Origin of the sequence: Stenotrophomonas sp. Br8 (assembly GCF_014763005.1) — a bacterium.
Lineage (GTDB): Bacteria > Pseudomonadota > Gammaproteobacteria > Xanthomonadales > Xanthomonadaceae > Stenotrophomonas > Stenotrophomonas lactitubi.
The window spans coordinates 103,816-116,712 of record NZ_JACGTN010000020.1 but is presented as its reverse complement, the minus strand read 5'-3'; the positions used below and the strand labels follow the sequence as shown (position 1 = coordinate 116,712).

Below are 12,897 nucleotides of genomic sequence, written 5' to 3'. Positions count from 1 at the left end.
TTTCATCAAGGACTGCCGGTGGCCTCCGATCGCATCGAATCCCTCATTGCCCAGATGACCGTCGAGGAAAAAGTCGGCCAGCTGGGTGTCTTCGCGGACATGGTCCGCCCGTTCGCTCCGGACGTGAACCCGGAAGCCAACGTGCGCAATGCCGACCAGGTGCTGCAGCAGGTGCGCGAGGGCAAGGTCGGCTCGCTGTTCAACGGTGTCGGCGCCGAGCTCGGCCGCCGCATCCAGCAGGTCGCCACCGAGGAGAGCCGCCTCGGCATCCCGGTGATCCTGGCCGCCGACGTCATCCACGGCATGCGCACCGTGTTCCCGATTCCGCTGGGCGAAGCCGCCAGCTTCGAGCCGGACCTGGCCGAGCGCACCGCGCGCGCCACCGCGGTTGAAGCCACCGCTGCCGGCCTGCACTGGACCTACGCACCGGCGGTGGACATCGCCCGTGACCAGCGCTGGGGCCGCGGTGCCGAAGGTGCCGGTGAGGACGTCGTACTGGGCTGTGCGTTTGCCGCCGCCCGCGTGCGTGGCTTCCAGGGCAGCGACCTGCGCGCCGCCGATTCGCTGCTGGCCACGCCCAAGCACTTCGCCGCCTACGGCGCGGTGATGGCCGGCATGGAATACAACATGGTCGACATCTCGCCGCAGACCCTGCGCGACGTGCACCTGCCGCCGTTCAAGGCTGCCTTCGACGCTGGCGCGATCACCGTGATGTCCTCGTTCAACGACATCAACGGCGTGCCGGCCAGCGCCAACGCCGAGCTGCTGACCGACATCCTGCGCGGTGAATGGAAGTTCCCGGGCGTGGTGATCTCCGACTACACCGCCGACATGGAACTGGTCGCGCACGGCTATGCCGCCGACGACCGCGACGCCACTGCCAAGGCGTTCACCGCCGGCCTCGACCTGAGCATGCAGAGCGGTTTCTACGCCGAGCACCTGCCGGGCCTGGTCGAGAGCGGCGAGGTGCCGATGAGCGTGCTGGATGAGGGCGTGCGCCGCATCCTGTGGCTGAAGGAAACCATCGGCCTGTTCGACGACCCGTACCGTTCGTTGGACCCGGCGCGCGAAGCCGATACCTCGCATATCGCCGCCCATGACGAACTGTCGCGTGATGCCGCGCGCCGTTCGATCGTGCTGCTGAACAACCGCGACAACGTGCTGCCGCTGCAGAAGAACGGCCAGAAGATCGCGCTGATCGGCCCGTTCGTGCAGGACCGCGACAACATCGAAGGCTGCTGGACGCTGTTCGGCGACAAGCAGCGTTACGTGGACCTGGAAACCGGCGTGCGCGCGGCCATCGGCGATGATGCGCTGCTGGAAGTGGTGCCGGGTTGCGAGCTGGAAGTAGCCATTGCCGGTGGCACCGAAGCGGCCGTGGCGGCTGCGCTGCGTGCCGACGTGGTGGTGCTGGCGCTGGGCGAGCCGCAGCGTTACAGCGGTGAGGCACAGTCGCGCGTGGAGATCACCCTGCCGCCGGCACAGCAGGCGCTGGCCGAAGCGGTGGCGATGACCGGCAAGCCGCTGGTGGTGCTGCTGCGCAATGGTCGCGCGCTGGCACTGCAGGGCGCGGTGCGCAATGCGCATGCCGTGGCCATCACCTGGTACCTGGGCACGCAGACCGGCCATGCCGTGGCCGATGTGCTGTTCGGCGATTACAGCCCATCCGGCCGCCTGCCGGTCAGCTTCCCGCAGGTGTCCGGCCAGCAGCCGTACTTCTACAACCATCCGCGTACCGGCCGCCCGGAACTGCCGACGATGTCGGAGTTCAAGGCACGCTGGCGCGAGATTCCGAACGAGCCGCTGTATCCGTTCGGCCACGGCATCGGGTACACCACCTTCGCCTACGGCGTGCCGCAGCTGAGCAGCGCGCGTGTCGGCTGGGACGACACCCTGACCCTGACCACCACGCTGACCAACACCGGCAACGTGGCCGGCGAGGAAGTGGTGCAGCTGTACATCCATGACCGCGTGGCCAGCCGCGTGCGGCCGGTGCGTGAGCTGAAGGACTTCCGCAAGGTGGCCCTGCAGCCGGGCGAATCGACCGAGGTGGTGTTCACCCTGACCCGTGAGCAGCTGGCATTCACCGGCCGCGACGGCGTGCTGCGTGCCGAGCCGGGCCTGTTCGACGTGTGGGTGTGTGCCTCGTCGATGGCCGGTGAGGCCGTGCAGTTCGAGCTGCTGAAGGCCTGATTGCAGAAAAGGGGACGGAGGGGATTAAGTCGTTTGTGGCATAAACGACTTAATCCCCTCCGTCCCCTTTTTGTTGTTCTCACTGCGCCGGCGCTACCATCGGACTCCCTGTATCGATGGAGACCGCACATGCGCACGATGGCGTACCTTGTTCCTGTCCTGTTGCTGGCAGCGTGCTCGCAGCCGGCATCGCCGCCCGAGCCCGCCGCCGATGCGCCGCCGCCGATGACCGGTGCGACGCCGGCCGAGGCGGCCGCCAGCACCACGCCCGATGCCGTTGCGGCACCGCAGGCTGCGGCGGAACACGCAAAGGATGCGGCGGCGACGCCCGCGGATGCGTCCAGCCCCGTCGAGCCCGCAGCAGACGACGCCCGCGCGCGCATCGAGACGCTGCTCGGCGATGCGGCGCAGTATGAAAAAGTATTCAATGCCTTCAAGACCGCCGTGGTCGCGGGTGACCGTCCTGCCGTGGTTGAAGAAGTGCGTTTCCCACTGAACATCAGTGGTGGGAAGAAGATCACCGGACCCGGTGAATTCCAGCGCAACTACGAAAAGATCATCACCCCGGCGGTGGTCAAGGCGGTGTCCGCGCAGGAGTTCGGTAAGGTCTTCGTCAACCAGCAGGGCGTGATGATCGGCGATGGCCAGGTGTGGTTGAACGGCGAGTGCCTGGACAAGGCCTGCACGCGCACGGAAGTGAAAGTCATCACCATCCAATGAAAGCAGACGGCCCCGCATGCGGGGCCGTTGCAGTTCGGTAGTGCCGGCCGCTGGCCGGCAATCCGGCCAATCAGGCCTTCGGCGTGAGCTTCAGCAGCCGCGCCTTGCTGCCGTCTTCCAGCAGCCACAGCGCGCCATCCGGGCCCTGTTCCACTTCACGGATGCGCTCGCCCATGTTGAAGCGCTCGGCTTCGCGTGCGTTGTCGCCGTCGAAGGCAACGCGCACCAGCGAAGTGGATGACAGGCCGCCGATGAAGGCGCTGCCCTTCCACTGCGGGAACAGGTTGCCGCTGTAGAACATCAGGCCGGCCGGCGAAATCACCGGGTTCCAGGTCACCTTCGGAGCAGCGAATTCCGGGCGGGTGTCGTGGTCGGGAATCGGGCGGCCATCGTAGTGGTCGCCGTTGGACACGATCGGGTAGCCGTAGTTGGCACCGCGCACGATCAGGTTCAGCTCATCGCCGCCGGCCGGCCCCATTTCCTGTGCCCACAACTTGCCGTTGGCATCGAAGGCGATGCCCAGCACATTGCGGTGGCCCAGCGACCATACCTGCGCGGCTACGCCACCCTGCGAGGCGAACGGATTGTCGGCCGGCAAGCTGCCGTCGTCGTTGAGGCGGATGATCTTGCCCAGGTTGCCGCTCATGTCCTGCGCCGGGTCGAACTTCTGCCGTTCGCTGGAACTGATCCACAGCTTGCCGTCCGGGCCAAAGGCCAGGCGATGGCCGTAGTGGCCTTCGCCACTGACCTTCGGTGTCTGCCGCCAGATCACCTTCAGGTCTTTCAGCTGGCCGCCGCCGCTGGCGTCGAGGGCGAGGGTGGCACGGGCCACGGCCGCGCCGCGTGTATCCAGCGTGCCTTCTTCGGCATAGCTGACGTAGACCACATGGTTGCGGGCGAAATCCGGATGCAGGATCACATCACCGAAACCACCCTGACCGCCGTACGCGACCTTGGGGATACCGGTGATCTCATGTTTCTTGCCGCTGGCCAGGTCCAAGTGCTGCAGCTTGCCGCGCTTTTCGGTCACCAGCAGGCTGCCATCGGGCAGGAAGGTCATCGCCCATGGCTGGTCGAAACGGCTGACCTCGGTGGCGGTGAAGGGGCGTTGGTCGTTGGCGGTCGCGGCGGTTGCCGGTGCCTTCTGACCTGTCGCATCAGGACCGGCGGCATTGCAGGCGGTGGTGGCGAGGATCGGCAGCAGGCCGAGTGCGAGCAGCAGGGGCGTGCGGGTCATGGGTATCTCCAGCGGAAGGGGATGCGGATGGCCAGGCTCTCCTTTGTATACCACCGGCGGGGTGACGGTCGTGGCCCGAAGGTCCTGCTACCCCCTGTGCGGCATGGCGCGGATCGTCTAGGGTGTTCTCGCCCGGGCAAAGCATGCCCGCCTGTCTGCCAAGGATCTGCAATGAACGCACCCCTCATCCATCGACCCTCGCCCGCCTTCATCGCCGCCTCGTGGGTGGCCCTGCTGCTGGGCGCGGTGGCCTACCTGGTAGGCCTGTTCAATGCCGAAATGCCGCTGAACGAAAAGGGCTATTACCTGACCCTGCTGCTGTTCGGCCTGTTCGCGGCGGTATCGCTGCAGAAGAGTGTGCGCGACCGCGTCGAGAGCATTCCGGTGAGCGGCCTGTACTACGCACTGTGCTGGTTCGCGCTGCTGTCGGCACTGTTGCTGCTGCTGGTCGGTCTGTGGAACGCCACCCTGGTGCTGAGCGAAAAGGGTTTCTATGGCATGGCATTCGCGCTGTCGCTGTTTGGCGCGGTGGCGGTGCAGAAGAACACCCGCGACCTGATTGCCGCCAATGCCGCTGAGCCCAAGCGCGCCTCGCCGATTCCGCCGCTGCCGGAACAGGACTGACGGACGGTGGTAGAGCCGAGCCCACGCTCGGCTGCAGTGTATCGGCAGCCGAGCGGGCTCGACTCTGGATACCCAGCCGAGCATGGGCTCGGCTCTACAGGGCATGGTTATCCGCGGCTGTTCCGGCGCGGATCCAGATTCACTGCCTCTTCCCAGCCGCGACGCACGGCGCTGCGCGCCTGCGCCCATTCCAGCCGGCTCTTGCCGCGCTCCTTCGCCCATCGCGACTCCAGCTCGCCTTCGATCTCTTCGTAAGCGCGGATCATGTCCTGCGCGCGTGCGGTGTGGCCGATCTGGTACGCCGGCTCGTAATCGTCGAAGAACAGCTGGTTGTCGTAGTACGGTTCGCTGGTATAGCGATCGCGCCAGTAGTCCGAAACCGCCTGGCGGGGTGTGCCTTCTTCCGGTACGCGGCCGGGGATCTGGTAATCAGTGCTCATGGGCAGGAGGCTCCGTGGTGGACGAAGCCTGATCGTGCCTATCGGCCGGTTAACGCATCGGGCCGGCAGCGTGATCGGCAGGTCAATCGGCGCTGGCGTCCTTGCGCGGCAGCTTGTAGATGACCGCGCCAACAGCGAAGGCGACCAGCGCCGCGGCGATGTTCTGCCAGCTGGCACTGGCGAACAGGGCCACGCACAGCAGCAGGGCCAGCACCGGAATCAACGGGCCACCGGGCAGCTTCAACGCACCGGGGCGGTCCGCATAGCGCTTGGCCAATACCAGCACCGCTGCCGCGGTACCGATGTAGGCGAACAGGCGCGTGGTCATCGACAACAGCGCCAGCTGCACGAACGAGCCGGACAGCGCCAGGCCGAGGGCGATCAGGCCCTGGCAGAAGATCGCTGCGGCCGGGGTACGGAAGCGTGGGTGCACCTGCGCCAGCACTTTCGGGCCGTAGCCATCGCGGGCCAGGGCGAACAGGAAGCGCGGGCCCATCATCATCGTGTTGCTGTTGGTGCCGAGGATGGAGATGGTCGCGCCCACGGTGAGGATCAGCGCCAGCGCCTCGCCACCGAAGCTGGAGGCGGCATCGGCCAGCGGCGTGGCTGACGCGGCCAGGCCGGGCAGCGTACCTTGCGCCACGATCTGCACCGCCGCATAGATCACGGTGACGGTGACGATCATGGTGATCAGTGCGAACGGAATGTCGCGGCGTGGGTTGCGGTATTCGCCGGCCGCGGCCGGGATGTTCTCGAACCCGGCATAGGCATACAACAGCAACAGCGCTGCCTCGCCCATGCGCTGCAGGTCGTGCGGGTCCGGGCGCTGGCCGGAGAAAGCGAGCTGCGGGTCGATGTAGAACGCGCCGATGGCCACGAACAGCAGCAGCGGCAGCATCTTGCCGATCACCAGCACGATGCCGGTACGGGCGGCCGAACGCACGCCGATGATGTTCACCCCGGTCAGGAAAGCGAGCGAGACCACGATGATCGCGATGCGGCCCATGCCGGCGCCTGCCCATGGCCAGAACCGCGCCACGGCGTCGGCCAGCGCATTGCTGAGCGCTGCGGCAGAGCTGATGCGGGTCAGCCAGATCATCCAGCCGATCTCGAAGCCGGCAAAGCGGCCGAAGGCTTCGCGCGCGTACAGATAACTGCCACCGGGTTCATCGAAATAGCTGGCTGCCTGTGCGTAGCAGAGCACCAGCAGGGCGACGACGATACCGGCGGCCACCACGCCCCACAGGCTGAAGGGGCCGAGCAGGGCGACCGTGGCCGCCGGCAGCAGGTAGATGCCGCTGCCGACCACATCGTTGATCGACAGGCCGACGATCTGCCAGCGGCTGACCGCGCGTTGCAGTTGGGGTTCGTCGGCGGCGCTCAACGTGCGGCTCCTTCAAGCGCGGGCAGTTTCCACTGCGCCTGCAGGCGCTGGTATTCAGCCCGCGGCAGCAGCACGAAACGCGGCGTGTCCTGCGGGCGCAGCCAGTCCAGCAATGCCTGCATGCGCGCCTGTGGCATCGCGGTACAGCCAGCGGTGGCCTCGCCGGGCTGGCGCCACAGATGAGCGAAGATGCAGCTGCCCTTGCCGGGCTGGTTGTCCGGGTTGTGCGCGATCACGAAGCCTTCCTGGTAACGCACGTCGCCCTTGTTGTGCAGGTCCAGCCGCATCGGTTCGGTGGAGCCGGTGATGGCGGCACTGCCGACCTTCTTTGCATCGACGATGCGGTTGTAGAACGGCGACGCCGGTACGTCCATGCAGTAGCTGCTCTCGAACATTGGCTGGTAAATCATCGCCGTTCCGGGCCGGGTGACGGCATAACCGAACGCGCTGCCCAGCGCGAACACGCCGGCCGGACTGCGACCGTCGCCTTCCTGTTTCTGCGGGCCATCGGCCTGGGCAGGATGCAGGCCCAGGCCCCAGGCACTGCCGGTGCGACCCAGCGCCACCGGGAACGACTGGCCGTGCTTGCGCCAGTGCTTGCCGTCGCGCACGAAGGCCTGCAGCTGGCCCTGCGTACTGTCCCAGGTATCGCTGGTGACGACGATCAATTGGCGAGCGTCGTCCAGCGGAGCAGCATGGACAGTGACGGCCGCTACGAGCAGCAGCGCGGCGGATGCAAAGCGGGCCAGCAGCAGATTCATTGGGCGCTCCGGTCAGGAATCCAGCAGGTGATCGATCCGTTCCAGGTTCACCGCCAGCTGCTGCTGGCGATCCGGATTGGCGTGGCAGAGCAGCACGAACAGGAAATCGAGCAGGGCGTGCATGGCGCTACGGTACAGCAGCTGCGCCACCTGCGGCGCGCGGTCGTGGGCGCACACCACCAGCGCCGCATCGGCATGCGCGCGCAGCGGGTTGGCGGTGTGGCGGGTGATCGACACCACCTTGCCGCCCATGTCCTGGAACTGGCGCGAGAGCTGTGACAGCTGTGGCAGGTTGCCGAACTCGGAAAACATCAACAGCACATCACCCGGACGCGCCGCCGACAGGTTGGCCAGCATCAGGATCGGATCGGTATGCGGCACCACCAGCAGGCCGAGCAAAGACAGCCGCATGGCGAATTCGCGTGCGTACAGGCCGTCGTCACCGAGGCCGTGGACGAACAGCTTCGGCGCGCCGTCGAGCAGCTGCACGATGCGTTCGATCTCCTCGCGCGGGTTGGCCTGGCGGGTTTCTTCCTCGGCCTGCGCCTTGCTGCGGCGCAGGGCATCGCCCAGGCGCAGGTAGTCATCGCTGATGTCCGGTGCGGCCGGTGCCTGCTGCGGGTCGGCACCGGCGCGGGCGACGTCCTCGCCGATGGAGTACTTCAGGTCCGGGTAGCCCTTGAAGCCGAGCTTCTGGCTGAACTTGACCACGCTGGACTGGCTGATGCCCAGGGCACTGGCCAGCTGCTGCGAAGAGTAATCGCGCAGCAGGTGCGCGTTGTCGAGGATGAAGTCGGCGATGCGGCGTTCGATGGCCGACATCTGCCCGCGCTCGGTGCGGATTTTCAGCAGGGGCGGCATGCGGGGCGTCCGGACATGTGTAGGCGCGTTGCGGTTGGCTGCGTAGAGCGTTTCATGCGATGGGTCGGGCGGGTGGGATTCGCAGGGGACGCCGTGAATCCGTCCATGGAGGCTTGGCCGCGCCATCCTTGGCGCGGACACCCCTGCAAATCCCACCCGCCCGACCCCGGACAGATCGCGCGCGTGCCAGCCGCGAAAGGGATACGGTGAAGGGCAGAATCAAAAGCGAAGGCAAAAGCATCCACGCGAGGCGTGGATCTACCCGGAGCTGCTGTTGAGTCCGCCTTCAAGCGAGCTGAGCACCGCAGGTCCGGCGAGGGCGAAGAGGCGCGGGTGTCTGAGCGCAGCGAGTTCCGCGCCGTCCCTCGGCGGACCGAGGAGCGCAGGGCACTGGCGTGCGCAGCACGTCGGCTCGCGGCCGGCGGAGCGTTTCTTTTGGTTACTTTTCTTTTCGCGAAAAGAAAAGTAACGCCCGACCAAAAGTCAGTTGTACGCCAGGCCAGCGGCAAGGCAGAAATCAACCCAGCATCTCCAGCCCCCGCACTTCGGTGATGCCCAGCCCCGGCACATCGCTGATGCTGATTTCCGACTCGTTGAAACGCACGCCGCCGCTGACCGGATCGAACTGCCCCAGCGATGGGCCATCCAGGTCGACCTTGGTGATCACATCGCTCTTGGCTACCGCCAGATGTACTGCCGCGGCCACGCTGATGCTCGACTCGATCATGCAGCCGATCATGCACGGCACGCCGTAGATGCCGGCGATGTCGGCAATGCGGATCGCGTTGGACAGGCCGCCGGTCTTCATCAGCTTGATGTTGATGATGTCGGCGGCGCGCTGCTGGATCAGGTCCATGACCTGGCTGGGGCTGAACACGCTCTCGTCGGCCATCACCGGGGTGTTGACCCGGTCGGTCACGTACTTCAGGCCACTGATGTCGGCGGCCTTGACCGGTTGCTCCAGCAGCTCCAGCACCACGCCGGCTTCTTCCAGCGTACGCATCGCATGCACGGCCTGCTTGGCGGTCCAGCCCTGGTTGGCGTCCAGGCGCAGCAGTGCACGGCCTTCAACGGCGGCATGGATTGCCTTGACCCGCTCAATGTCCACGCCGATGTCCTTGCCGACCTTGATCTTCAGCGACTCGAAGCCGCGTTCGATCGCCGACAGCGAATCGGCCACCATCTTGTCGATGTAGTCCACGCTGATGGTGATGTCGGTGGTGATCACCGGGTCGCCGCCACCCAGCATCTGGTACAGCGGCGCGCCATGCAGCTGCGCCCACAGATCGTAGAGCGCGATTTCCACCGCCGCCTTGGCGCTGGTGTTGCGCTCCATCGCGGTCTGCACCAGCGTGCACAGGCGGTTGAGGTTGACCACCTCCTGGCCGATCAGGCGCGGGGCGATGAAGTGGCGGATCGCTTCGATGATCGAGCCGTGCGTGTCACCGGTGATCACCGCGGTGGCCGGCGCCTCGCCGTAGCCGGTGTGGCCAGTGTCGGTGCGGATCAGCACCACCACGTCTTCCACGGTCTCCACGGTACGCAACGCGGTCTTGAACGGTGTTTTCAGCGGCACGCGCAGCATGCCCAGTTCGATGGCAGTGATCTTCATTCAGGGATTCTTGGCACGCAGGCGTTGGATGTTGGTGATGCGGTCGATGTAGCGGACGCTGTCGCTGGCCATCATCGGCTCCAGCGGCGTGACCGATACGCCATTGAGATGGGCCTGCACACGCTTGCCGTCGGCGCCGAACCAGCTGCCGCCCGCGGTATCGTGGATCACCCAGGTGCGACCGTCGATGTGGCCGATGGCCATCATCACGTGGCCGGGGATGTAGACCAGATCGCCCACCTGCAGATCGGTGACGGCGCGGTCGCGCACGGCCTTGCTGTCCTTGCTGGTGAACGGCAGGCGGTCCAGCGCGGGGCTGATCGCCTGTGCGCTGGTATTGCGCGGCAACAGTACGCCGAAGCTGCGATAGATCTCCGACACGAATCCGCTGCAGTCGCGGGTGTCGTAGTCGTGGCCCCAGCCGTAGCGCTCGCCGAGGAACTTGAACGATTGCTGCAGCAGCAGGCGCGGAGTCAGCGGCAGGTAGTCGGCGGCGGTGTCCTGCGAGCGTGGCAGCAGCGCCGGCACCAGGCGCAGGCGGCCATCTGCCTCGCGCACCGGCAGCTGCACCACCCACGAAGCGTGTGCCTGTTGCCCGTTCACCGGTTCGGCGGCGGGCCAGTCGGCCAGCACCGGCAGGCGCATGCCCATGTCCAGCTGCAGGCGCGATACGCGCGGTTCTTCGGGGGTGTAGGCGGTGTGCGCAGTGGCAGCGGTGACGATGCGGTACGGGCCCTTCGCGCCGTAGCCGAGGACCGTGGCTTTGTCACCGCTGGCCACGGCATCGGCTTCGATCCACGCGCTGTAGCGCTCGCTGTGCACGAACAGCCAGCGGTCATCGGCACTGCGATGGACCACGGCAACCTTGTCACCAGGGAACAGTGCCGACTCCTGGAAGCGGTCGATGTCGGTGTCGCCGATCGTGCTGAAAACACGCTGGCGGGTGGGGAAGGTGCGCAGCGCGGCGCGCTTCACCACCAGCCCGTACGACGGTGCGACCTGCGCAGGAACCGCGTCGAGGCCGAGGTTGGCTTCAATTGCGGTGCGCAGGCCGGGGGCGATGGCCTGGCCCTTCTCGTCATACAGCGCCCGCTTGGGCCAGCTTGAAAGCGCGCCGATGCTGTCGCGCACCTGCGTGGCGCTGAGCTGTGCGGGCAGCGTGGCGATGTCCTGGATGTGGTTGTCCTGGGTGCGCATCCGCGCGTTCTGCGCATTGATCTGCGCGCGATCCAGGATCGGTGCGTCGGCGTTGTCCAGCCGTGCGGCCCAGTAATCCGGGGTGAGGTAGGCCTCATGCAGGCCGATCACGTACGGCAGCGGTGCGCCGGGGTCGGGTGCAGACGTGGCCGCCTGGGTGAATGGGGGTAGGGCCAGCAGGCCCAGGGCCAGCGCCAGGGTCAACCTGCGCGGCCAGTGCCGACGCGGTTCGCGGGAAGCCAGGATCATGCGCTGCACACCCTCCTCGAATGCCTGTTGGAATATTTATTCCTTTTGGCGACGAAAGCAAGAATAAATTATTGACCGGTCCCCCGGCCCGTGTTACACAGCCGTTACCACCCGCGCTTGGGAAGTGTCGCTGTGGATCCTGCCGTTCGCAAACCGTCTCTGCCTGCCGCTGCCGGCCTTGGTGCCGCGCTGCTGCTGTGGGCGTGGTCGGCACCGGCCGCGGATCAGCGCAGTGCCGTCGATCGTGAACAGGAAACGCGGTTGATCGATCTGGTCGACAGCGGTCGCTTCAGGGATGTCGATGCGACGTTCGCCGCAGACGGAGTGCCCGCACCCGCCGACTTCCAGTACGAGCGCATGCGCCGCATCAAGATGGATTTCAGCCTCGACGAAGCCGCAGCCAAGGCCGCCGTGCGTCGCTGGATTCCCAACCTGACCGACGAGGAGTTCGCGCGCTGGGACCAGCAGGGGTTGATCGAGCACTACGATATCGACGGCACGCGCTGGTACTTCAAGCGCGCACCGTCGAACTTGTTCCTGCTCAGCGACGAGGCGCGTGCGCGTCGTCGGGCAGATGCGCCTATGCCACCGCCCGGCCCGAATGAAGTGCTCAATGCGCATCATGCACGCGTGGTTGCTGTCTCCGAACAGAGCGGCACGACATCTGTGCTGCCGCAGCGCATCGAATTCACCCAGTCGCTCACGGTCAAGGCCGACACCGTGCCGGCCGGCGAAACCGTACGTGCATGGATTCCGTACCCGCGCGAGATTCCCGGCCAGCAGGAGCGCGTGCAGTGGATTGCCAGTTCGCCGGGCAAGGCGCGCATCGCCCCGGCCAGCATCCAGCAGCGCACCGCCTATCTGGAAGCCAAGGCCGTCGCTGGCAAGCCGACGCACTTTGAAATCCGCTATGCGGTGACGATCTTCGCGCGCCACACGGCAATCGACGCGACCAAGGTGCAGTCGACGCCGAATGATCCTGCATTGAAGCCCTATCTGGCCGAGCAGCTGCCGCACGTGCGCTTCACCCCGGCGTTGAAGCTGTTCTCCGACCAGGTGCTGCAGGGCGAGACACGCCCATATGAAGTGGTACGCAGGCTGTTCGCGGCGGTCGACCGCATTCCGTGGGCAGGGGCGCGTGAGTACTCGACGATCAGCAACATCAGCGACTACGCGCTGCGTGCCGGCCACGCCGATTGCGGGCAGCAGACCCTGCTGCTGATCGCCCTGCTGCGCATGAACGGCATTCCCGCGCGCTGGCAGTCGGGCATGGTGTATTCCGACGATGGCAGCGGCTACAACAACCTGCACGACTGGGGACAGGTCTACCTGGCGCCGTATGGCTGGCTGCCGATGGATGTGACCACCGGTGCGCTGGCCAGCGACACGCCCGCGCTGCGTGATTTCTACCTCGGTGGCCTCGATGGCTACCGCATCGCGTTCAACGACGATTTCGGCCAGGCCTTCGTGCCGGCCAAAAAGCACTACCGCTCGGAAACGGTCGACTCGCAGCGCGGCGAGGCCGAGTGGTCAGGCGGCAACCTGTACTTCGACCAATGGAGCTACGACTTCCAGTGGCGGGTACTGCCAGCCGGGCAACGCTAGCGCGACACACCACC

The 12,897-nt window shown here is 66.3% G+C and carries 11 protein-coding genes; 4 read left to right on the top strand and 7 right to left on the bottom strand.

The genetic code is table 11. The annotated features are described in order from the left end of the window. Positions 1–18 precede the first annotated feature (18 nt). Entirely contained in the window at positions 19–2,193 is a 2,175-nt protein-coding gene (locus H3005_RS17850) for a glycoside hydrolase family 3 N-terminal domain-containing protein (RefSeq protein WP_100554547.1), read from the top strand. A gap of 129 nt (positions 2,194–2,322) precedes the next feature. Further along, entirely contained in the window at positions 2,323–2,913 is a 591-nt protein-coding gene (locus tag H3005_RS17845) for a hypothetical protein (protein WP_100554548.1), read from the top strand. Positions 2,914–2,983: 70 nt separating this feature from the next. Here H3005_RS17845 and H3005_RS17840 read toward each other — a convergent pair whose 3' ends face one another. Further along, positions 2,984–4,150, bottom strand: a complete 1,167-nt coding sequence (locus tag H3005_RS17840; protein WP_100554549.1) for a PQQ-dependent sugar dehydrogenase — start codon at positions 4,148–4,150, stop codon at positions 2,984–2,986. A gap of 171 nt (positions 4,151–4,321) precedes the next feature. Between H3005_RS17840 and yiaA the strand changes: the two genes are divergently transcribed. Then, entirely contained in the window at positions 4,322–4,774 is a 453-nt protein-coding gene (gene yiaA, locus H3005_RS17835; RefSeq protein ID WP_100554550.1) for an inner membrane protein YiaA, read from the top strand. A 107-nt stretch (positions 4,775–4,881) separates the two neighbouring features. Here the strand turns inward: yiaA and H3005_RS17830 are convergent, their stop codons facing one another. The 6 genes from H3005_RS17830 to H3005_RS17805 form a co-directional block, all read right to left on the bottom strand. Next, positions 4,882–5,214 carry a hypothetical protein gene (locus H3005_RS17830; RefSeq protein WP_100554551.1) on the bottom strand — a complete coding sequence of 111 codons (333 nt, stop codon included), beginning with the start codon at positions 5,212–5,214 and terminating at the stop codon, positions 4,882–4,884. Positions 5,215–5,296: 82 nt separating this feature from the next. Next, positions 5,297–6,598 carry an amino acid permease gene (locus H3005_RS17825; RefSeq protein ID WP_100554552.1) on the bottom strand — a complete coding sequence of 434 codons (1,302 nt, stop codon included), beginning with the start codon at positions 6,596–6,598 and terminating at the stop codon, positions 5,297–5,299. Then, the gene (locus H3005_RS17820) at positions 6,595–7,359 is read right to left on the bottom strand and encodes a L,D-transpeptidase family protein (protein WP_100554553.1); all 765 of its coding nucleotides are present in this window, start codon (positions 7,357–7,359) and stop codon (positions 6,595–6,597) included. Before H3005_RS17820 ends, H3005_RS17825 begins: the two co-directional genes overlap by 4 nt. Positions 7,360–7,371: 12 nt before the next feature. Then, the gene (locus H3005_RS17815) at positions 7,372–8,220 is read right to left on the bottom strand and encodes a MurR/RpiR family transcriptional regulator (protein WP_100461502.1); all 849 of its coding nucleotides are present in this window, start codon (positions 8,218–8,220) and stop codon (positions 7,372–7,374) included. 517 nt (positions 8,221–8,737) lie between these two features. Further along, positions 8,738–9,832: a dipeptide epimerase gene (locus H3005_RS17810; protein ID WP_089238266.1), complete on the bottom strand. Its 1,095-nt coding sequence runs from the start codon at positions 9,830–9,832 to the stop codon at positions 8,738–8,740. Further along, positions 9,833–11,278, bottom strand: a complete 1,446-nt coding sequence (locus H3005_RS17805) for an SH3 domain-containing protein (RefSeq protein WP_191078698.1) — start codon at positions 11,276–11,278, stop codon at positions 9,833–9,835. It lies immediately after the preceding gene. Positions 11,279–11,410: 132 nt separating this feature from the next. Here H3005_RS17805 and H3005_RS17800 point away from each other — a divergent pair, with 132 nt between their 5' ends. Beyond that, positions 11,411–12,883, top strand: a complete 1,473-nt coding sequence (locus H3005_RS17800) for a transglutaminase domain-containing protein (protein ID WP_191078697.1) — start codon at positions 11,411–11,413, stop codon at positions 12,881–12,883. Positions 12,884–12,897: the final 14 nt, after the last annotated feature.

Coding starts and splice junctions, on each gene's coding strand:
- yiaA (WP_100554550.1), top strand. CDS start 4,322: ATGAACGCACCCCTCATCCATCGACCCTCGCCCGCCTTCATCGCCGCC.
- H3005_RS17845 (WP_100554548.1), top strand. CDS start 2,323: ATGCGCACGATGGCGTACCTTGTTCCTGTCCTGTTGCTGGCAGCGTGC.
- H3005_RS17815 (WP_100461502.1), bottom strand. CDS start 8,220: ATGCCGCCCCTGCTGAAAATCCGCACCGAGCGCGGGCAGATGTCGGCC.
- H3005_RS17810 (WP_089238266.1), bottom strand. CDS start 9,832: ATGAAGATCACTGCCATCGAACTGGGCATGCTGCGCGTGCCGCTGAAA.
- H3005_RS17830 (WP_100554551.1), bottom strand. CDS start 5,214: ATGAGCACTGATTACCAGATCCCCGGCCGCGTACCGGAAGAAGGCACA.
- H3005_RS17805 (WP_191078698.1), bottom strand. CDS start 11,278: ATGATCCTGGCTTCCCGCGAACCGCGTCGGCACTGGCCGCGCAGGTTG.
- H3005_RS17820 (WP_100554553.1), bottom strand. CDS start 7,359: ATGAATCTGCTGCTGGCCCGCTTTGCATCCGCCGCGCTGCTGCTCGTA.
- H3005_RS17840 (WP_100554549.1), bottom strand. CDS start 4,150: ATGACCCGCACGCCCCTGCTGCTCGCACTCGGCCTGCTGCCGATCCTC.